Source organism: Bradyrhizobium sp. Tv2a-2, assembly GCF_000472425.1.
Taxonomy (GTDB): domain Bacteria; phylum Pseudomonadota; class Alphaproteobacteria; order Rhizobiales; family Xanthobacteraceae; genus Bradyrhizobium.
Map to the genome: position 1 here is coordinate 1 of NZ_AXAI01000035.1, position 19021 is coordinate 19021.

General features: G+C 61.6%; 21 protein-coding genes. 8 read left to right on the forward strand and 13 right to left on the reverse strand.

The genetic code is table 11. The annotated features are described in order from the left end of the window. Together A3AI_RS44390 and A3AI_RS0137920 are read left to right on the forward strand one after the other, a co-directional pair. Positions 1-292, forward strand: a 292-nt coding sequence (locus A3AI_RS44390) for a transposase (protein WP_024517233.1), incomplete at its 5' end; no start/stop codon positions are given. A 706-nt stretch (positions 293-998) separates the two neighbouring features. Then, positions 999-1199 (forward strand): hypothetical protein, encoded by a 201-nt coding sequence (locus tag A3AI_RS0137920; protein WP_024520506.1) that lies wholly within the window; start codon positions 999-1001, stop codon positions 1197-1199. 255 nt (positions 1200-1454) lie between these two features. Here A3AI_RS0137920 and ggt read toward each other — a convergent pair whose 3' ends face one another. Beyond that, positions 1455-3167 carry a gamma-glutamyltransferase gene (gene ggt / locus A3AI_RS0137930; RefSeq protein ID WP_024520507.1) on the reverse strand — a complete coding sequence of 571 codons (1713 nt, stop codon included), beginning with the start codon at positions 3165-3167 and terminating at the stop codon, positions 1455-1457. 242 nt (positions 3168-3409) lie between these two features. Here ggt and A3AI_RS0137935 point away from each other — a divergent pair, with 242 nt between their 5' ends. After that, complete coding sequence (locus A3AI_RS0137935) at positions 3410-5407, forward strand: hypothetical protein (protein ID WP_024520508.1); 1998 nt, start codon at positions 3410-3412, stop codon at positions 5405-5407. 59 nt (positions 5408-5466) lie between these two features. Here the strand turns inward: A3AI_RS0137935 and A3AI_RS0137940 are convergent, their stop codons facing one another. Continuing rightward, complete coding sequence (locus A3AI_RS0137940; protein WP_024520509.1) at positions 5467-6213, reverse strand: SDR family NAD(P)-dependent oxidoreductase; 747 nt, start codon at positions 6211-6213, stop codon at positions 5467-5469. 166 nt (positions 6214-6379) lie between these two features. Here A3AI_RS0137940 and A3AI_RS0137945 point away from each other — a divergent pair, with 166 nt between their 5' ends. After that, entirely contained in the window at positions 6380-7270 is an 891-nt protein-coding gene (locus tag A3AI_RS0137945) for a LysR family transcriptional regulator (RefSeq protein WP_024520510.1), read from the forward strand. A gap of 645 nt (positions 7271-7915) precedes the next feature. On the opposite strand, the gene A3AI_RS0137950 is transcribed toward A3AI_RS0137945, so the two are convergent. Further along, positions 7916-8143 (reverse strand): hypothetical protein, encoded by a 228-nt coding sequence (locus A3AI_RS0137950; RefSeq protein ID WP_024520511.1) that lies wholly within the window; start codon positions 8141-8143, stop codon positions 7916-7918. 560 nt (positions 8144-8703) lie between these two features. Next, the gene (locus A3AI_RS0137955; RefSeq protein WP_024520512.1) at positions 8704-8925 is read right to left on the reverse strand and encodes a response regulator transcription factor; all 222 of its coding nucleotides are present in this window, start codon (positions 8923-8925) and stop codon (positions 8704-8706) included. Positions 8926-9178: 253 nt separating this feature from the next. On the opposite strand from A3AI_RS0137955, the gene A3AI_RS0137960 reads away from it, so the two are divergent. Further along, positions 9179-9646, forward strand: coding sequence for a hypothetical protein (locus A3AI_RS0137960; RefSeq protein WP_024520513.1), 468 nt, complete (start codon positions 9179-9181; stop codon positions 9644-9646). A 371-nt stretch (positions 9647-10017) separates the two neighbouring features. Beyond that, a complete protein-coding gene (locus tag A3AI_RS48425; RefSeq protein ID WP_024520514.1) occupies positions 10018-10281 on the forward strand; it encodes a hypothetical protein in 264 nt (87 codons plus the stop codon). 37 nt (positions 10282-10318) lie between these two features. Here the strand turns inward: A3AI_RS48425 and A3AI_RS0137970 are convergent, their stop codons facing one another. From A3AI_RS0137970 to A3AI_RS0137990, 4 genes are all read right to left on the reverse strand, one after another. After that, positions 10319-10675, reverse strand: a complete 357-nt coding sequence (locus A3AI_RS0137970) for an ArsC family reductase (protein WP_024520515.1) — start codon at positions 10673-10675, stop codon at positions 10319-10321. A gap of 107 nt (positions 10676-10782) precedes the next feature. After that, a complete protein-coding gene (locus A3AI_RS50070; protein WP_283807317.1) occupies positions 10783-10914 on the reverse strand; it encodes a hypothetical protein in 132 nt (43 codons plus the stop codon). Between the two features lie 140 nt (positions 10915-11054). Beyond that, the gene (locus tag A3AI_RS0137980) at positions 11055-12005 is read right to left on the reverse strand and encodes an oxygenase MpaB family protein (protein ID WP_024520516.1); all 951 of its coding nucleotides are present in this window, start codon (positions 12003-12005) and stop codon (positions 11055-11057) included. A gap of 335 nt (positions 12006-12340) precedes the next feature. Beyond that, positions 12341-13045, reverse strand: coding sequence for a glutathione S-transferase family protein (locus A3AI_RS0137990; protein ID WP_024520517.1), 705 nt, complete (start codon positions 13043-13045; stop codon positions 12341-12343). A gap of 70 nt (positions 13046-13115) precedes the next feature. On the opposite strand from A3AI_RS0137990, the gene A3AI_RS0137995 reads away from it, so the two are divergent. Next, a complete protein-coding gene (locus A3AI_RS0137995) occupies positions 13116-13982 on the forward strand; it encodes an SDR family NAD(P)-dependent oxidoreductase (protein ID WP_024520518.1) in 867 nt (288 codons plus the stop codon). Positions 13983-14016: 34 nt separating this feature from the next. Here the strand turns inward: A3AI_RS0137995 and A3AI_RS0138000 are convergent, their stop codons facing one another. Together A3AI_RS0138000 and A3AI_RS0138005 are read right to left on the reverse strand one after the other, a co-directional pair. Continuing rightward, on the reverse strand, positions 14017-14631 hold the full coding sequence (locus A3AI_RS0138000) for a class I SAM-dependent methyltransferase (protein WP_024520519.1): 615 nt from the start codon (positions 14629-14631) through the stop codon (positions 14017-14019). Positions 14632-14634: 3 nt separating this feature from the next. Next, positions 14635-14979: a DUF1428 domain-containing protein gene (locus tag A3AI_RS0138005; RefSeq protein ID WP_024520520.1), complete on the reverse strand. Its 345-nt coding sequence runs from the start codon at positions 14977-14979 to the stop codon at positions 14635-14637. 544 nt (positions 14980-15523) lie between these two features. Between A3AI_RS0138005 and A3AI_RS0138010 the strand changes: the two genes are divergently transcribed. Beyond that, positions 15524-17122, forward strand: coding sequence for an arylsulfatase (locus tag A3AI_RS0138010; RefSeq protein ID WP_024520521.1), 1599 nt, complete (start codon positions 15524-15526; stop codon positions 17120-17122). A gap of 62 nt (positions 17123-17184) precedes the next feature. Here A3AI_RS0138010 and ybaK read toward each other — a convergent pair whose 3' ends face one another. The 3 genes from ybaK to A3AI_RS0138030 form a co-directional block, all read right to left on the reverse strand. Further along, entirely contained in the window at positions 17185-17658 is a 474-nt protein-coding gene (ybaK, locus tag A3AI_RS0138015; RefSeq protein ID WP_024520522.1) for a Cys-tRNA(Pro) deacylase, read from the reverse strand. Between the two features lie 214 nt (positions 17659-17872). Beyond that, positions 17873-18145 carry a hypothetical protein gene (locus A3AI_RS0138025; RefSeq protein ID WP_024520523.1) on the reverse strand — a complete coding sequence of 91 codons (273 nt, stop codon included), beginning with the start codon at positions 18143-18145 and terminating at the stop codon, positions 17873-17875. Then, positions 18123-18926 carry a DUF899 domain-containing protein gene (locus A3AI_RS0138030; protein WP_024520524.1) on the reverse strand — a complete coding sequence of 268 codons (804 nt, stop codon included), beginning with the start codon at positions 18924-18926 and terminating at the stop codon, positions 18123-18125. Before A3AI_RS0138030 ends, A3AI_RS0138025 begins: the two co-directional genes overlap by 23 nt. Between the last annotated feature and the right edge of the window lie 95 nt (positions 18927-19021).

Below are 19021 nucleotides of genomic sequence, written 5' to 3' on the forward strand. Positions count from 1 at the left end.
GTTTGGGCTGACGAGCTCCAGGTATCAATCAGGCGAAATCGACTGGAACGGCAGGATATCGCGCTGCGGGGATGAGATGATGCGGACGATGCTCTACGAAGCAGCGCAGAGCATGTTGCGTTCGAAGAAATGGTCCTGGCTTAAGGCCTGGGCCATCCAGATCGCCAGGCGCCGCGGAATGAAGAGGGCGATCGTCGCCCTGGCCCGCCGGCTGGCCGTCATCATGCACCGCATATGGATTGATGGCACCGAGTTCCGGTGGACCCGGGAGCCGGCCACGGCCGCAGCATGAAAGCCGTTCAAGATCAAAACCGATAAGGAGAAAACTCGAGATCCACCCAGCAGTGGAAAGATGTCCCTCGCGGGACGATGGATGAGGTGAGTCCGCATGTCCGCTTGAACCTGCCGTTCAAACTGACGGCAAGGCCGCGGCTAAGATTGTTCTACCTTGTCCTCGAATCCCATAATGGAAGGGCCCTGGTGCCGATTCCGAAGAGAAGCACGAGCCCGTGAGCGACATCGACACTGCAGTGGCGGATAGTCTGAAAGTGCTTGACCTCAAACGGCCGATTAGAGAAGCGGACATCAGGCGAATGGACCGCGACCGCCGCTTTTGAACCCCAAACAACATCCGGCGGATGGCAGTCAAGGCGCAGCGAAATGTAGGACGACGGCGGCCATAACACACACGCCAACCGAGATAGCTGCACCATAGAGAGGGTATGCCAAGCCCCGGCGGAAATCATTATCACGCCAGCCGACGCAACAAGCTTGAGAGCGTTTGTGATCATACCCTCAATATGCGACCAGAATCGCGTTCACATGCCCCAGTAGGCTGTCCCAGTCTGTCAACGTGGGGTTCCCAAGATCAATTCGGCGGCGGTACGAAACCCACCTGTTTCTGGGACGTTAACAGCCGTCGCCGCAAGGCCAGTGGCAACTATCGGTGATGAGAACGCCCGTTGCGCTCCCGCCCGCTCTAGCAAGGGAGCAGCGCCATGTTGAAGCGGCGTCGTCTCAAGCCGACCGATACCCTGAAAGACCGATTGATCTCGTTCGCCAAAGAAGCGCGCGAGAAAGCTTCTCAGCTGCAGTCTTGCCCAGAGAAGGACGAGCTGCTCAGGAGAGCGCGGCAGGCCGAGATCGCGGCCCATCTGGACAATTGGGCCACCTCTCCCGGACTACAGCCGCCGAAATGACCAGTGCCCTTTCGAGTCAAAATGGGAGCACTCATCATTTTCGCCGAGACGGCGGCGGAAGCGTTGGCGATATTCGATGCATCAACGCGAGACAAAAGCGGGCTCGCTATCCACGATCCGAGCGGACAGGCAATCGACCCGGAGGCGCTGCGGTCCAGTCTTAAGGCCAGACCCGACGCTCACTGAAGGACCGCCTCAGTTGATGGCGCTTCGCGCCCCGAAGCACATTCTGGCGACCGCTCATGCGTTCGCGGCCTAATGCCCCTGCGCCAGTCCAGTGCCGCCACGCGGGTCGTTTGCGCCGTAGAATCTGTTTCGACCGATGGCTTTTCCTCCAAGACTTGGCGCGCCGACCAGGATCGCGGCGATGTGGTTGGCGGGGGTAGAGTCCTCGAACCGATGCCCCATGCTCTCCAGGATTTTGCGGGTGTCAGGTGAGAGTGCGTATCGCTCGATCTTCGTCTCTTCCGGCAACCATTGATTATGGATGCGAGGGGCATCGACGGCCTCCTGGATGTTCATCCCGTAGTCGACGACATTCAGGATCGTCTGCAGGACGGCCGTGACGATGCGGGCACCGCCCGGGCTGCCGAGAACGAGGACTGGCTTGCCGTCCTTGGTGACGATGGTCGGGCTCATCGAACTCAGGGGTGTTTTGCCTGATACGATTGCATTGGGATTTCCTCGGGCAAAGCCGTAGATGTTGGCGGAATCCGGGTTTGGCGTGAAATCGTCCATTTCATCGTTCATCAGCACGCCGGTGCCTGATGCAACCACCTTTGCTCCGAACCAGTCATTGAGCGTGTATGTCATCGACACCGCATTGCCGGCATCGTCGATGATCGAGAAGTGCGTCGTGTTGCTGCCTTCGTGAGGCGCAACACCCAGCCTTATGTCGCTCGAAAGTTCGGCCCTGTCAGGCTTGATGACATCGCGAATTTTTGCAGCGTAGCTCTTGTCGATCAGCCTCTGGACGGGATTGCTGGTGAAGTCGGGATCGCCGAGAAGACTGTATCTGTCGGCGAAGGCGTGGCGCATCGCCTCGATTTCGTAATGCAGCGCCTGTGCTGATCCAAAGCCGAGCTCCGGAAGCGGATATCCCTCCAGAATGTTCAGCATCTCGCAGATGGCAACGCCGCCTGAGCTCGGCGGAGGCGCCGAGATCACGTGATAGCCGCGGTAATCGCATTCGATCGGTGCAAATTCACGAGTCCGGTAGCGTTCCAGATCGTCCTGATCGATGAGCCCTCCGCCTTCCCTGCTCGCCTTGACGATCGCCGATGCGGTCTTGCCCCGGTAGAAGCCGGCCGCGCCTTCCTTTCTGATCAAGTGCAACGTCTCGGCAAGGTCGGGCTGCATCAGCCTTTGACCGGCTACAAAGGGCTCTCCTTTGTTGAGAAAGATATCGGTGGTCTCTGGAAATCTTCTGAGATCCTCGGTCGCCGACGCGAGCATGTCGACGTCGCCCTGGTCCAGGGTGTAGCCGTCCTCAGCCAGTGCGATCGCCGGTTCGATCAAGGCTGCCCGCGCCATCGTCCCATACTTTTCGCGCGCGTACTCCAGACCCGACACGGTCCCGGGCACGCCGACCGCCAGCCAGCCGATCGTGCTCAGGCTTTTGATGACCTTTCCGTCCTTGCTCAGATACATGTCCCGGCTCGCCGCACGCGGAGCCTTCTCGCGAAAATCGAGAAACGTCGTTCGCCCATCGGCAAACCGGATCGTCATGAAGCCGCCGCCGCCGAGATTGCCGGCGGCCGGATAGACCACGGCCAGCGCATATGCGACCGCGACGGCAGCGTCGATCGCATTGCCGCCGCTCTTGAGAATGTCGACGCCGACCTCTGTCGCCAGGTGCTGGGCCGTCACCACCATGCCTTTTTCGGCCCCCACTGGTCTCATTGAGGCCGCATTGGCCGCCGAAACCACGACCAGCGACCAGGCCAAGGCAACCAGCATGTGAGCCATCGCCAGGGTTCCAAGGAGGATCCCGAATCGACCCGGCCTGGTCTTCAAGTCGCCGCCTGAAAGCAGCAAAGACATGGGAATCGTCTCTCCTTTCGGTGTCGCCTTGCCGGCCCGAAACCGTCCGGCAAGAGTGCAAAATTGATTCAAGTTCGCTGACTTGTCCCTTCTAATTCGATATCTTGCAACCCAGCCGCCGGCAGAATTCAGTTCCGGAGACTTAGCAGGGGGGGGTGTGTATCCAAATGCTTCTCGGGCGCCGCTTGACCGCCGCGATTGCTGCATTGCTGCCAATCGCGGGCGGATCTTTCCTCTTGCTTCTCTCAATCGCGCAATCCGCAACCGCATCCGATAGTTGCGCGAGCGCCGCCGAGGTCACGGTTTGGCCATCGCCGCAGGCCCCCTGGACCGGCGCGCCGCTGCGCGTCATGGTCGTCTCCGCAAAGCCGGTCGAGGGGCTCTTGTCGCTCACCGCGCCCGATGGAAGCGTCGCCGTCAAATCACCCGACCGGCAGGATGGCCCGCCTTATACCTGGTTCGCCGAGGTCGCCACACCGGCCGCCGGCACCTGGCACGCGACACTCTCCCGCGACGGCTGCAGTCCGGTTACCCGCGACATCGCGGTCGGGGCGCGGAAGCCGGAGCCCGTGCGCTTTCCGGCGGGACAAATCTGGCAGGTGCGCAACAGCTGGAACAGCACCAACGAGGCGCTGTTCTCGGCATGGATCGCGAAGCTGTTCGATGCGCCGCCCGACCAGGACCTGAACTGGAAAGTCTGGCACGAAGTGCTGCGCGACAAGTCGCGCAATTTCCTTTTCAACTACCTCGGACGCAACGAAGACAATACGCAAACCGGCCTTCGTCCCGACTGCGCCGACTTCGTCTACTTCCTGCGCGCCTATTTTGCATTCAAGATGGGGCTGCCGTTCGGCTACACGAACTGCTCGCGCGGCTTCGGCGGCAGGCCGCCGAAGTGCTACCAGTGGTTCGACGTCGAGCATCCCGAAGTTACGCGTCCGCCCCCGCCCCCCGAACAGGAGGTTGCACAGACAGCCGATGCCTCCCCTTCGCTGCCGCCACCTCCACAGGCGCCGAACCTCCTCCGGTTGTTTGGCCATGCCGAGCAACCGGCCGAACAGCCTGCCGCGCCGGTTGCAATACCGTCGCCCAAGCCGACGCCGAAGCGTCCGACGAATTTCAGCGAATACTTGCGCGATGTCGGCGATGTCGTTCACACCGGCGCGGTGCGCGCAGGCGACGACAATGCCGATTTCTACACCGTGCCGCTGACGCAGCAGGTGCTGCGCCCAGGGACGGTCTACGCCGATCCTTACGGCCATGTGCTGATGCTGGTGCGGCGCGTCCCGGAAGTGAACGGCACGCCGGGGGTTTTCCTGGCCGTTGATGCGGAGCCCGATGGATCGATCACCCGCAAACGCTTTTGGCGCGGCAATTTCCTTTTCGTGCACGAACCCACGCTCGGCACCCCCGGCTTCAAGCATTTCCGCCCGATCACGCGCGAAAAGGGCGGCGCCTTGCGACGGATGAGCAACACGGATATCGCCAGCAATCCGCAATACGGCGATTTTTCGAACGAGCAATCGCAAATGGGCGCCGAGGATTTCTACGACCGCATGGACGACGTCATGTCGCCGGAGCCCCTCGACCCGCAGCGCGCGTTGATCGACGCCATCACGAGCCTCACCGAGCAGATCAAGACGCGGGTCACCTCCGTGGAAAACGGCCGGAAATATCAGCTCAAGCAGGCCGGCGATGCGGCGATGCCGGACGGCGCGTCGATCTTCGAGACCAGCGGCCCCTGGGAAGACTACTCGACCCCGGCCCGCGATTTTCGGCTCTTGATCGCCATCGACGTGGTGCGCGGCTTCCCCGACCGTTTCGTACGCCGGTCGAATCGCTACGCCATACCGGCCGGCAAGACCGCGGCCGCTATGAAATCCGAATTGCAGAGCGTGCTCAATTCTGAGCTCGCCTCTCGCAAGATAACCTATACCCGCAGCGACGGCTCGCAGTGGACGCTATCGGTCAAGGATGTGGTCGAGCGGGCCACGGATTTCGAGATGGCCTACAACCCCAATGACTGCGTCGAACTGCGGTGGGGCGCGCCCGGGAGCAGCGAGGAGGCCGCGACCTGCAAGCGTCATGCACCGCAGGCGCAGCGCGCGAAGATGTCGGAATACCGCGCCTGGTTCCGAGATCGGCACTGGCCGGCGCACTCGTAAATCCACGCTAGGCCGGCCAGTGGTGCTGGCCTCTCTGCCGTGGGCCGCGCGGCGCTCGCTCAGAGCTTGGAGCCGCCGTCGACGTGGATCGTGTCGCCGCTAACCCAACGGGCGTCGGGCGAGGCGAGGAAGGCGACGACGTCGCCGATGTCGTCCGGCTGCGCGATCCGCTTCAGTGTCTGCAGGCTGAGGGTGTAGTCGCGGCCCTGGTCGGTCTTGGCAAAGGACGACATGTCCGTTGCGACCACGCCCGGCGCGACCGCGTTGACTCGAATGCCGCGTGCACCGAGCGCAGCGGCGAAATGCTTCACCAGCGTGTCGATCGCGCCCTTGGTCGCGGCATAGGCCGGCAGCGTGCCGACGACCGCATGCGCCGCCAGCGAGGATACGAGAACCACCGAGCTGCCCTCGTGCAGGATCGGCAATAATTGCTGCACCAGGAAAAACGGCGCGCGGACATTGACGGCGAACAAATTGTCGAAATCGGCAACCGTCGTCTCCTCGATCACGGCAGCCTTTGCGACGCCGGCGTTGGCGACGAGGATATCGAGCCGGTCGCCTACGATTGCGCGCACCCGCTGCGCCAGCTGATGCGGGCCGTCGGGCATCGCGAGATCGGCCGCGATCGCTTCCGCCGTGCCCCCCGCCTTGCGGATCTCGGCGACGACGGCATCAGCCTCCTTTGCCGCTTGCCCGTAATGCACGAGCACCTGGGCGCCGAGCCTTGCCAGCGCCAGCGCGCTGGCGCGACCGATGCCGCGCGAGGCGCCGGTGACGAGAGCGGTTTTTCCCTTGAGATCGGCCATGGTCATTCTCCTTTGCAGCATGAAGCTGTCCGCTTCGCGCGCTCCATCCCTGCCGTATAGGCATGGAGTGGCCGCACGGGTCCGTTGCTCATGTGCTATTTGGAGGCATCTAGCGTGTTTGAAAAAGACTTTGTAAGCTTGCGGTCATACCTGGAAGGCATGAAGCATGGAGCTGAGGCATCTCCGCTATTTCGTCGCAGTCGCCGAGGAAGGCAGCCTCACGGTTGCCGCCGAGAAGCGGCTGCACACCGCCCAACCTTCGCTCAGCCGGCAGATCCGCGATCTCGAATATGAGGTGGGCGTGCCGCTGCTGACGCGCAGCGTGCACGGCGTCGAGCTTACCGCCGCGGGAAAGGTGTTTCTCGATCACGCCCGCCTGGCGCTGACCCAGGCGGATGCCGCAATCGAGGCGGCGCGGCGCGCGGCGCAGCCGGAGAAATCGCGCTTCGCGCTCGGATTCCTCACCGGCCAGGAGATCGACTGGCTGCCGGCGGCAATGCGTATTCTTCGCGACGAATTGCCGAATATCGAAGTCGCGGTGACAAGCGACTACTCACCCGTGCTCGCGGAGTCGCTGACACGCGGCAAGCTTGACCTCGCCTTCATGCGGCGGGAGGCCGCGACCACCGATCTCAGCTACAAGGTCGTGACGCGGGAGGCTCTGGTGGTGGTGCTGCCGAGTGACCACCGCCTCGCCAAGCAGGACAGCATCGATCTGGCGAAGCTCGAGGGAACGCCGTTCGTCAACGTCTCGGACACGGCTCCCGAGCTGCTCAGGGTCATTGGCGATTACATTCGCGCGAGCAAGCTGCCTATCGCGACCGTGCACGAGGCCGACAACATCGTCATGGCCGTCTCGCTGGTCGCTTCCACGCGCGGCTTCGCGCTGCTGCCGGGCTACGTCGAGAACTTCCTGCCATGGTCCGTCGTCAGCCGGCCCGTCAGAGGGACCCCACCAACGATTGATCTCGTGATCGGCTATCACAAGTCCAAGCGCTCGGCTGGCAACATATTAGACAAACTTATCAATGGACTAACAGGATTATCTAAATCGTAAATCTACCCAGGTAAGCGCCGGGTAAGCAGTCACCCCAAAAAGCGCGCGACCGAAGCCCCGCGCCCTGTAAGGCTCACGTCAGCTTGCCGGTGTAGCCTTCTCCCCGCCATGGAGGCAGGGACGGACAAGGCGATTCGCACCGCGCGACCACCATTGCAATGGTTCGGCCTGGACCGCCGGTGATTTCGAGGTCCCGGCCGCCCCACTTGTTCGCAGCGACGGGGGCCCGAGTCCCATGACCTATGCGACTTGGCTTGCCATTTCTGGAGTTGGCTGCGTCGTCGTCGCTGGCGGGCTGCTATTCCTAGTCTTCAAGAGTTAAGGCCGCCTCAGCTGGCGGCCTCTCCTGACTGGAGCGCTGACATTTCTTTCACATTCTAACACGCCGCGCCGTGCTAGGGGGTCCGGCCTGCTGGGCCGGAGGTGCGAAATGCCGGCAATATACAAAACGCTTCGCCAATTGGGATTTTCTCGCTGGGCATCAGCCCGAAACGCTTTGAAAATTTACTATGCGACTTTCCATCCGCATTTCTAGACGATAGAGGCCGCCTGAGTGGCGGCCTCTTCTCACTCAGCACCGCCTCAGCCGCCTGGCATGTGTCGCCAGCCGCTGACGGTTACGCCTTCTCAGTCTGCGCCGGCGCTTCATGTGCCGCACCCCGACGACAGTGCGGCCTCGATCGCCGCGCTCAGCTTGGTCTCAGTCACCTTGAGCAACTGCACCTGGGCGGCGGCCTGTTCCTGCACGCCCTGCAAGCGTTCTTGGATCTTCCTCAGCTTCACCTGAGCCTTGTGGAGGTCGAGGCTAACATCCCGAACCAAATCTGCCCCATCCGATTCGATGATGAGGTCATACCTGCGGAACACGAACAAAGGAAGAATTCTTCAGCCGCAATCGCTCGACGCCAATCGAGTGATTTCCTGACCAAGGAATGCGGCTAGAGCTCTGGTCCGGGTTTTCTACGCCCACGGACATGGTCAGCTGATTTGCCCTAACAGTCAATTAACTTCCCCAAGCGGGGAAGTTGTGGTCCGCTATGGGCATGCCCGTGCTCGCCTAGGCCGCAGCAGGCCATCAGACGCCCTGTCGCCGGCGCGCTGAAGGCAGGAAAATAACTATCTCGAACCAGGGAGGACACAATGGGATTGTTCGATAGCCTGTTTGGAAGCACTCCCGGACCCGCCAGAGAATTCTTTTCCAGATTCAAACGGAAATCACGGGCACCGACTGATCCTGATCTTCTAAGGATAGCCAAAGAACGAAAAGGGCATATTTCGCGAAAGGCTGTGCACGCTGAGTATAATCGGCTACTTGTAGAGAAGTACGCCAACGATAAGGCGTGATCCCAAGGTCATCCGCCGGCTGGTCGAGATCGGGCTGAAGGCGAAGGCGGGCCGCGAGTGACCTGCCGAAGCTCCTCACCCGGTGCCAGCTAATTCATTGCTTTTTTGATAACTAGCGCGACGAGCGCGGCACGTCCGGATAGCTCCAGTTTCCTGTAAATGGAGTGGACATGAAGTTTCACCGTGCCCTCGGTAACCTTTAGGCGTTGGCCGATGCCCTTGTTCGACAAGCCCTCGGCCACGAGGTTCGCGACTTGTCGCTCCCGTGCGGTCAAATCGCCAAACGTCGCAACGTACTTTGTCCCACGCACTCAAAGCTCCCAACGAGTGATTGACAAAGACACGCGTGACAACGTGGGACTGTTTTCTTCGTTCCATCAACCCGTTACACCTAAAGGTAGTACACTAATTTTGGTGGGACGCCCCCAAGAAGGTTGACCGGACGCAGCAGAACGCACCAGCGAGGCTCGCGGCGCTCGCCATAGCTGGGGGCAGCTGGGGAAATCCGCTTGCGCGCTCGCACTGGTTGCGCTTGGGTGCCGCCCGGGTCTGGGGGCTGTTTTCATGCGTAAATTGGCGATCGTCGCGCTGTGCGCCGCTTTGGGCGGTTGTGGCCTTATGGCAATGAAGCAGCGTCAAGAACAAATGGCTGCGGCCATTGCTGCCAAGGATCAAGGAATTGGAGCCTGCAAGGCGCAGTATCCGGACGAAAACAAGGATTTCGTGGCTCGCAACAAATGCTCGTTTGAAGCGGCAAAGGTGGTTCGACCCTTCGCAACATATCCAGATCTATTCGACAAGAGCTGGGCCACCGTTGCGGTGCTGGCCGAAGAACTCGACGCAAAGAAGATCACCCGAGCCCAAGGTGAGCTTCAACTTGCACAGATGAACTCTGAAATCATTGCGGAAGAGCAACGACGAAATTTGGCGAACCGATCAGTCGCGGCTCAAGAGTCCGCAGCATCCGCCGCTTGGATGGCTTCCCGTCCAGTAACCTGCAATCGCGTGGGCACATCGACAACTTGCTACTGAGATACGCACGTCAGAAGGCCTTGTCCGCCGGCTGGTCGAGATCAGGCTGAGGGCGAAGAAGTGATGTCGGCGCTCTACACCTTTGCCTCTTGTGGAGTAGTGGCCGGGCCGGTTTGACGAAATCGGGCCGAGCGCACAGGAGATTGCCTTGCCTGAAACAGCACAACCGATAGAAATCTACTGCGATACGGACGTTCTCCCGAGCAACATCCGGCATAATGATGAAAAGTCGTTGCGCGAAAAAGCGGCGATGGACGACCTGAGAGCTGGAGTCAGCCTCGGACGATATGTCTTGAGAGTGTCAGGGGTTAATTATCGAGATCGGTTGCCATCAGAATTGGTAAGAGAATTTAGGGCAATCGGGATATTGATTGACCCCAGCGCAGCGACGTCCCGAGAATGATCATCGCGGCGCCCAGATTCATCTGCTCGACAGTCCGGTCGTTGGGAGCGGTGCCGACGTCAGGCCCAACTGGCAGAAATTGGCTCGTCAGACCGTGGGATTGGAGAACATTGCATTGAACTTAGTTGACGTGATCGGCTATCACAAGTCCAATGCATCGCCGATCCTGGCCAAGTTCATGTCCCGCCTCGGCGATCTGACAAAACGCGAGGCCAAGGCCAAGTCGATCTAAGCGGCTGACTGCAGTCCGCGCGGCCGCACTCACGCCATCATTTCTTCGGCTTCACTTCCTTGGCATAGATCTCAGGCTTGAAGCCGACCAGCAGCCTGGCTCCGATTTCCAGCACCGGGCGCTTGATCATCGAGGGCTGGTCCAGCATCAGCGCCAGCGCCTTCTTCTCGTTGAGGCCTTCCTTCTCGGCGTCGGGCAATTTGCGAAAGGTGGTGCCGGCGCGGTTGAGCAAACTCTCCCAGCCGAGCTTGTCGCTCCATTGCTTGAGCTTGTCCTTGGGCGCCCCCGCGGCCTTGTAGTCGTGAAAGTCATAGGCGACGCCATGGTCGTCGAGCCATGCGCGCGCCTTCTTCATGGTGTCACAGTTCTTGATGCCGTAGATCGTGATGGTCATTGCACAAAACCTCTCGCGGAGCGCGTCACTCTAGCGCGCCCGGGAGCCGCAAGACAGGACTGGCACTGCTGATTTGCACAGTTCGCCGGGCCGACACCTGCCGGTTGTCAGAACTTTTCCCTCACTTTCTTGACGCTGACCTCATCGCCCGAAATCTCGGTCCGCAGAATCAGGTTGAATACCTTGTGATCCCAAGGTCTCGGATAATCACTCTTGTTGGCCCCGAGATAGCGCATCATCGGCGGGCCTTACCCTCCCTGCCCCACATCGGCGACGCGCCCTCGCGGGTCATCCGTCTCTGCCGAGACACTACCTTTGCGTGCAATTAGAGTAAATTGATAGTTCAGGCGTTGGCAGTCGGCGCCGTTTGCCGCACCGGTTACCTCACGGGATTTCCCATGCTTGGCCGGCCGATCCATAGCCGGTTGAGACCGCGTGTGGCCAGCGACGGCTGGTCCCTGCCCTTCAGCCGCTCCTCCGCCTCCTGACACGGACCGACGGTTCGGAGCCGTCGAGGCAGCGACGGATAGAGACGCCGCATCCATCCGACCGCTCGATCTGCAATCGCCTGTTCGGCTTCACCCAGTGGCAGCTCGAAAGCCTCGCGCAATCGTCCCGGCAAAAGCTGTGCGGTCAGTGCGCGATACCAGAGCGGCGGCCGGACTCCCGTCACCTTGCCGGAAAAGATCTGCCGCGAGATGTCGCGCGCAGCCGGGCTGACGGTCAGCACATCGGACGCGGCCATCGCATCGACGTAGGCGACGAAGGACGCCCAGTCGGATGGCAGGCTGTCGGGCGGGATGCCGAACAGCGCCGCGTAGAGCCGCGCCTCGGACCAGTAGCGTTCGCGCTCGCCGTCCGAAAGCGGAGGCAGCACGAGTTCATGCGCGAGAAGCGCGGTCTCGACCAGCGTCGCATGAACCCAGCGCAGCGCCGCAACCTCATTGGCCTGATAGGATGAGCCGGCCGCGAATGGCCCGGCCGATTGCGGCAGAACCCCGGTCACGGCCTCATGGCGCTGATAGAGCTTTCGCGCCACGAGCAGCGCCTGGTCCAGCGAGCCGAATACCATGGTGAAGGTCACGCCGAAGGTGCGATGGAAGCGCCCAACGGGATCGGCAAAGACCCGCGACTGGTCGGCCACGGCGGCAGCGACCCAGGGATGGGCGAGCTGCAACAACAGCGCCCGACCGGCGCCGAGAAAGACCGCGGCCTCGCGGTCGACCCGCCACGTCATCGACCCCGGACCGAATACCCCCTCACGCGCGCCGGCAGCGCCAGCGCGAACCAGGTCAAGGCCGCGTTCAAACTCGGCTGCGGAAACCGGCATGCCTCCTCTTATATTCTCCCGCGCACCAGGACGTAAGCACCTTCAAATGGAATGATCGGGATCCCGCGCCCCACCGCGGCACGCGAATTACCCCGTCCGCGGGCACTTTCACGTCACGCCGATACTGAGGCGATCGGTGTAGATGCCGACCGCATTCGATCCCCACAGGCCAAGCAATTCATGCGCACACAGATCGCCAAGCATCTCGAGCATTATTTTGCTTCGAACGGGAAGCCGGCCGTGGCGAACCAGCTCACCACCGAAGACGCGGTGGCTTCTACGTCGGTCAGCCCGGCACGTATGGAAATCCGCTACACGCTTTTCCGGATCATGCTTTATGGCCGTTTCGGGATGTTCAACCCGCGCTCGACCGCCGGGCGCGCCAGCCCGCGGGCCAGCCAGGCCGGTACGTGCGTGAGATGATCGAAATCGACCAGCTCACGCGCTTCATAGAAGCCGATCAGGTTGCGCACCCAGCCGAGCATCGAGATGTCGGCGATGGTGTACTCATCGTCCATGATCCACTGCCGGCCGTCGAGCCTGTGCTCGATCACGCCCAACAGGCGCTTGGCTTCGTTGACGTAGCGCTCCAGCGGCCGCTTGTCGGGAATGTCCTTGCCGGCGAATTTGTTGAAGAAGCCGAGCTGGCCGAACATCGGGCCGATGCCGCCCATCTGGAAATGCAGCCACTGGATGGTTTGCCAGCGCCGCGCCGGATCGGCGGGCATGAGCCTGCCGGTTTTCTCGGCGAGATATTGCAGGATGGCTCCTGACTCGAACAGCGGCAGCGGCTTGCCGCCGGGACCGTTGGGATCGAGAATCGCCGGGATCTTGCCGTTGGGATTGAGCGACAGGAACTCCGGCGTTTTCTGGTCGTCCTTGTTGAAATCGACCAGATGCACCTCGTAGGGCAGCCCGATCTCCTCCAGCATGATCGAGACCTTGACGCCGTTCGGCGTCGGCAGCGAATAAAGCTGCAGCCGGTCTGGATGCTGCGCCGGCCAGCGCTTCGTGATCGGAAAGGCGGAAAGTTCGGGCATCGCAGCTCGCTTCATTTGTTTGACGCGGCTAATCTAGAGGCTCAGGCAGGGGTGGCAAGGGCCGGATCGCATGGACAGGGATCACGCCGAAGGGCTGCTCGGCGATAACGAGCTTGCAGCACATCCAACCGTGTTCGCACCCGCCCTTTTCCAGGGCAAGGTCGCGCTGGTATCAGGCGCATCGGGGGGCATCGGGCGAGCGATCGCGTTTCTGTTCGCCCGTCTTGGCGCACATGTCGCGCTCGCCGGCCGCAACAAGGACAAGCTCGATGCGCTCGCTGCCGCTCTCAGCGCGCGGGGCCTGCAATCCTCCGTGCATGTCGCCGATATCCGCACCCCCGATGCGGTGAACGCGCTGATCGAAGATGTCTGGGTTGCGCAGGGACGGCTCGATCATCTCGTCAACAGCGCTGGCGGGCAGTTTCCGCAAGCCGCGATCGACTTCTCGGTCAAGGGTTGGGACGCCGTGATCGACACCAATCTCGGCGGCACCTGGCACATGATGCAGGCCGCCGCGCGTGGCTGGCGCGTGCGCCAGTCGAGCGGCTCCATTGTCAACATCGTAGTGGTGACGACGCATGGCCTCTACGGCATCGCCCATTCGATCGCAGCGCGCTCCGGCGTCATTGGACTTTCGCGCGCCGTCGCGGTCGAATGGGCGCCGCTTGGCATTCGGACCAACTGCGTCGCCCCAGGCGCGATCGAAACCGACGGCTGGAACGTCTATGCGCCGGAAGCGCGCGCCACCTACCCCCGCTCCAATCCCATGATGCGCGCCGGCTCGCCCTGGGACATCGCGGAAGCCTGCGTCTATCTCTCCGCGCCGTCGGGCAAGTTCATCACCGGCGAGACACTGACGGTGGACGGCGGCGGTCAGCTCTGGGGCGAGACCTGGACCACCGGCAAGCCGGATTATTTTGGCGGCGAAAGCCAATGAGGCCAGCGCCAACGGCGCGTGCGGCTATCCGTCATCACACCGGGCGTGCACGGCCTTCGTAGAGATAGGTGTGCGTCCGCGGCCCGGGCAATCGCGAATTCTGCAATGCCTCGATGCGGAAGCCGGTTCCCGTCACGAGATCGTCCATCTTGCGATTGAGATGACAGCCGCCGGCAAAGGACGACCACAATGGATCGAGCCGATCCTGCCAGCGTGCAACGCCGGCTTCGGGCGCGCGACCGTGCTCCACGAATAGCAATGCGCCGCCTGGTCTCAGCACGCGCCGCATCTCCGCGAGCGCACGCGAGGCGTTCGGGATCGTGCACAAGGTCCAGGTCGTGACGATTGTATCCATACTGCTCGAGTCGAGCGGGATCGCCTCAGCGGAGGCATCGAGCAGCGTAACGGGAACTGCGGCCGTTCGCGCGCGTGTCCGCGCCATGCGCAGCAATTCTGCCGACGGCTCGAGCCCGATCACCGAGCCGACGGCTGTGCCATAGTGCGGGAAGTTCAGCCCCGAACCGACGCCGATCTCGAGCACCCTGCCCTCCGCCGCGCCGACGACATGTTGGCGGAACGGCAATAGCTGGCTCTGGCTCATCGCCAGATGCGTCAGGCAAGGGATCACGTGGCGCTGGTAGAAACCCATGCGCTACATCTTAAGCCACATCTCGAATCCGCCAAAGATCAATCGCTTGCCGTCGAAGCAAATCTCCTTGTCGAGACGCGGATCCGCCATCACCTTCGCGTTGACCGCGTCGCGCTCCGTCCGGTCTCGATAGACGATCCAGGAGAACACGACGACCTCGTCCTCTTTGGCCAGCACGGCGCGCGGAAAGGAGGTCACCTCGCCATACGGCACGTCGTCGCCGATGCACTCCACGAAATCGAGCGCGCCAAGTTCCTTCCAGATCTCGCCGGCGCTTTTCGCGTGTGCCTTGTAGGCATCGATCTTGTCCTTTGGAACGGGAATCACAAATCCGTCGACATAAGCCATCAGGGACCTCCTTGGGTTCGCATCGCTCCGAGGACGAACAAGTGAAGGACAATCCGACTGGCCGCATCGAAAATTTCATTGTCTCAAAGCCGCCGAGTGCCCGCTGTCGACGCCCGGCTGCCGATCGCGGCTGTGGCGTGGACTCATTAGCGGATAGCTAGCCCTAGCCGGATGGCTGCAAGCTAGCCGAAGGCAAGAAAGTCGGCGGGATGTTCGCCCGTGCGAGCCTAGTTTTGGAGTTTGAATCGCGGCCGTCCGGCCAAACGCGCTGCGGGCCTTGCCACGCTTTGGCGCTTTTCGGGGCAAGCCGGACATCAACGAGCCGTCGACACCCGCTGAATCCATCGAAAATGCCCCCAAGCGGACATTGAACCAGGTCGGCTAAGAGAGCCCCTTGGCTCTGAACAGGAGGGCTCGCGCGGAAGGCACGCCAGATGGGTACGGCACCTTGGACGCTTTGATCTAGATCAAGAGAAACGAGGGGGGCCGCGAGTTCAATTCTCGAGGCAGCATTGCCGTCTACCTACCTTGGCCGGAGGTGACTATGAGTTCTAGCTTCAAATCAGCAATTCTATTGTTCATTTCTGCCTTCGCAGCGGCCCTTTGCTGCGCGCCAGCAACTGCACAACAGCAGCGGCCGAACATCGTGTTCATCATGGGCGACGACATCGGTTGGGCCAACATCGGCGTCTACAATCAGGGCATTATGGCCGGGCGGACGCCAAACCTCGACCAGCTAGCTGCGGAAGGCATGCGCTTCACCGACTATTACGCCGAGGCAAGTTGCACGGCCGGTCGGGCAAATTTCATCACCGGAGAGATACCTTTCCGCACTGGCCTGACGACTGTCGGTCAGGCAGGGTCGCCCCAGGGCATGCCGGACGAAGCGCCGACAATCGCCACCGTGCTCAAATCCATGGGATATGCGACAGGCCAGTTCGGCAAGAATCACCTGGGTGACCTAAATCGGTTCCTGCCGACGGTGCACGGGTTCGACGAGTTTTTCGGGTATCTCTATCACCTCGATGCGATGGAAGATCCCTGCCATGTCAACTATCCCCCCGAGCTCAAGGCGACGGTCGGACCGCGTAACATGCTTCATAGTTACGCGACGAACGTCGATGATCCCACAGTCGAGCCACGCTGGGGAAAAATTGGAAAGCAGAGGATTGAGGATGTAGGAGAACTTTGCCCAAAACGCATGGAGACGGTCGACGACGAGATACTGGCGAATGCGCTCAAATTCCTCGACAAGGCAAAGCAGGACAACAAGCCATTCTTCCTCTGGCTCAATCCGACCCGCATGCACGTCGTAACGCACTTGTCTGAGAAGTACGAGAAGATGCGCACGCCGCAGAACGGTTGGTCCATTCAAGAGGCCGGGATGGCGCAGCTCGACGACATCGTCGGCTCGGTCATGAAGTATCTGCGCGACAATGGCCTTGAGAACAACACCATACTCGCATTCTCGACAGATAACGGGGCGGAGAACTTCACTTGGCCGGATGGCGGTCAGACGCCATTTGCTGGAGCCAAAGGGACAGTCATGGAAGGCGGTTTCCGCGTGCCGATGATCATTCGGTGGCCGGGCAAAATACCCGCTGGAAAAGTCGAAAACAGCATAGTGTCGGGTCTCGACTGGTTCCCGACGTTGGTGGCGGCCGCTGGTGCCCCCAACATTGTCGAAGACTTCAAGAGAGGCAAACAAATTGGTGACCAGACGTACAAGGTTCACCTCGACGGCTATGACCAAACGGATCTGATCACGGGAAAGGGACCTTCGAAACGCCATGAGATATTTTACTTTGCGGAAACGACGCTGGGCGCGGTCCGCATCGATGACTTCAAATACCGCTTCCTTGACCAGCCGAATGGTTGGTTTGGCGGTACAGTAAAGCCAGATTGGCCTATCCTAGTTAATCTTCGGTTGGACCCGTATGAGCGGACCGGCCTGAACCAATCCATCAACTTCTACAATTGGTACGCCTATGAGTTCTGGCGGTTCGTATTTGTAAAAAACAAGATTGCGGAAGCAGCACAGACCTTGCTGGAGTTCCCGCCAATGCAAAAGGGCGCGAGCTTCAACCTTGAAGCCCTTAAGCAAGAGCTTGAGAAGAAATTGGAGAGTCGTGCCGCTCAATAGACGCAAGTCGCCGGCGCGCCTTTTGCATAAGCTACGAATGGCGCGCCCTAGATCGCGTCGCCTCATGCCACCACCGGCGCGACCACCGCCTCCAGCACCTTCGCTGCATCGCGTGGACTGAGCCGCACCTGCAAGCCGCGTTGGCCGCCATTGATGTAGACGAGGTCGTGCGCCATCGCCTGCTCCTCGATCGCGGCTCTCGGCCGGCGCATCTGGCCGAACGGGCTGATGCCGCCAACCTTGTGGCCTGACAGCCGCTCGGCATCCGGTGGCTTCATCATCTGCGCCGACTTGCCGCCGAAGGCGGCCGCGAGCTTTTTCATCGAGACCTCGCGGTCGGAGGGCACGATGACGCAGACCGGCTTGCCGTCGACCAGCGCCATCAGCGTCTTCAGGACCCGCGCCGGCGGCTCGCCCAGGGCGTCGGCCGCCTGCATCCCGACCTGCTCCGCGTGGGGATCGTACTCATAGCTGTGAACGGTGAAAGCGACGCCCGCCTGCTCCAGCGCCTTGGTCGCGCGCGTGACCCTGGACATGTTGATCTCCCTCAGCCAACGTCGTCCACCGGACGTTGGCCGAGGAGTTTTCTATCGATCGGCGACCTTTTCAACAACGATGCGCGCGACCATCGGGATGGGATATTCCTCCTTCGCTGTCGACGGGCGGCCTGATCTGTCGATGCGGATCTTTGACCCGGCAACGCCTGTGGACGCCGAGCGCATCAGATCGCTCATCGAGGCACAATCCGCATCAGCCGCTTCGCCCGCGACCGCGCCGGCGGAGCATGAGCCTGAACCAGGGCGCGAGATGGAAGGCGCTCATCAGGACATACATCGGGACCATTCCGCTCAGGCTCGAGCCTTGCGCCGCCGAGCAGATCATGTCCGCTTGCGCGCTGCCGAGGATAGCATTCAGCAGCGCCATGGCGGCGAAGGTCGGCGCCGCCGCGAGCGCCAGCACATCGGCCGCGCCGAGAGCCGGGCTCCTTCCGGCGCCCGCTTCAGTGCCTGCCGTATTCGTCATGGCGGCGCCACCAGATGCCCTGCTCGTTGCGGCCAAGCGGCGCGCGATCGAGCCACTGATACATGCCCCAAAGGCCGTCGAGCCCGCGGGCGTAGCAGGAATAGGTGTGATAGATGACGCCGTCGTCCTCCACGAAAGCACTCATGCCGGGCCGATCGCGGGTGTAGGTCGGAACATCGGTGCCGGTCATAGCAGCGATCTGCGCGACGGGCCCCTCGCCGCCGGGCTCCCGCCATTCCTGCACGGTCTTGCCTGCCAGCGGCTCACGGCCGGGCGCCGGCGCCTCGCGATGGTAGTTGTAGTCGATGCCGCCGTCGCGCTGCTGCGCCTCGGTGAAGAAGACGTTGAAATCGGCGTTGAAGTCGCTGCCGAAGGACGACGCCCAGGGGAACGTCCAGCCCATTCGCTTCTTGAACGCCTGCAGCTTCGCCAGCGGCGCGCGCGACACCGCCATCAGCATCACGTCGTGGTTCGCCAGGTGCACGGCGAGACCGTTGAACCCGTCCGCGATGGACGAACAGGACGGGCAACCGGCCGTGTAATCGGGCCCAAACATGAAGTGATAGACGATGAGCTGCGAGCGGCCCTTGAACAGGTCCGGAAGCGAAACGTTCCCCTCGGCGGTCTCGAACCGATATGATTTATCGATCCGGACCCATGGCAGCGCCTGTCGCTGCGTGGCCACCTCGTCGCTGCGGCGGGTCAATTCCTTCTCGGCCGCGAGCAGCTTGATCCGCGCGGCGAGCCATTGGTCCCGGGTTCCGGTCATGTGTGTCGTCATTGTCAGCTCCTTCGGCTGGTCTTCGTCGGCAAGCCAAAGCCAGTGGCATAGACGGCGACAACGGCCACGACCCACTCGACGATGGCGGTGAGAAA

Excerpts from the sequence above, each read along its gene's own strand:
- A3AI_RS0137920 (WP_024520506.1), top strand. The coding sequence starts at position 999 with ATGTTGAAGCGGCGTCGTCTCAAGCCGACCGATACCCTGAAAGACCGA.
- ggt (WP_024520507.1), bottom strand. The coding sequence starts at position 3,167 with ATGGCTCACATGCTGGTTGCCTTGGCCTGGTCGCTGGTCGTGGTTTCG.
- A3AI_RS0137935 (WP_024520508.1), top strand. The coding sequence starts at position 3,410 with ATGCTTCTCGGGCGCCGCTTGACCGCCGCGATTGCTGCATTGCTGCCA.
- A3AI_RS0137940 (WP_024520509.1), bottom strand. The coding sequence starts at position 6,213 with ATGGCCGATCTCAAGGGAAAAACCGCTCTCGTCACCGGCGCCTCGCGC.
- A3AI_RS0137945 (WP_024520510.1), top strand. The coding sequence starts at position 6,380 with ATGGAGCTGAGGCATCTCCGCTATTTCGTCGCAGTCGCCGAGGAAGGC.
- A3AI_RS0137960 (WP_024520513.1), top strand. The coding sequence starts at position 9,179 with ATGCGTAAATTGGCGATCGTCGCGCTGTGCGCCGCTTTGGGCGGTTGT.
- A3AI_RS0137970 (WP_024520515.1), bottom strand. The coding sequence starts at position 10,675 with ATGACCATCACGATCTACGGCATCAAGAACTGTGACACCATGAAGAAG.
- A3AI_RS50070 (WP_283807317.1), bottom strand. The coding sequence starts at position 10,914 with ATGATGCGCTATCTCGGGGCCAACAAGAGTGATTATCCGAGACCTTGG.
- A3AI_RS0137980 (WP_024520516.1), bottom strand. The coding sequence starts at position 12,005 with ATGCCGGTTTCCGCAGCCGAGTTTGAACGCGGCCTTGACCTGGTTCGC.
- A3AI_RS0137990 (WP_024520517.1), bottom strand. The coding sequence starts at position 13,045 with ATGCCCGAACTTTCCGCCTTTCCGATCACGAAGCGCTGGCCGGCGCAG.
- A3AI_RS0137995 (WP_024520518.1), top strand. The coding sequence starts at position 13,116 with ATGGACAGGGATCACGCCGAAGGGCTGCTCGGCGATAACGAGCTTGCA.
- A3AI_RS0138000 (WP_024520519.1), bottom strand. The coding sequence starts at position 14,631 with ATGGGTTTCTACCAGCGCCACGTGATCCCTTGCCTGACGCATCTGGCG.
- A3AI_RS0138005 (WP_024520520.1), bottom strand. The coding sequence starts at position 14,979 with ATGGCTTATGTCGACGGATTTGTGATTCCCGTTCCAAAGGACAAGATC.
- A3AI_RS0138010 (WP_024520521.1), top strand. The coding sequence starts at position 15,524 with ATGAGTTCTAGCTTCAAATCAGCAATTCTATTGTTCATTTCTGCCTTC.
- ybaK (WP_024520522.1), bottom strand. The coding sequence starts at position 17,658 with ATGTCCAGGGTCACGCGCGCGACCAAGGCGCTGGAGCAGGCGGGCGTC.
- A3AI_RS0138025 (WP_024520523.1), bottom strand. The coding sequence starts at position 18,145 with ATGACGAATACGGCAGGCACTGAAGCGGGCGCCGGAAGGAGCCCGGCT.
- A3AI_RS0138030 (WP_024520524.1), bottom strand. The coding sequence starts at position 18,926 with ATGACGACACACATGACCGGAACCCGGGACCAATGGCTCGCCGCGCGG.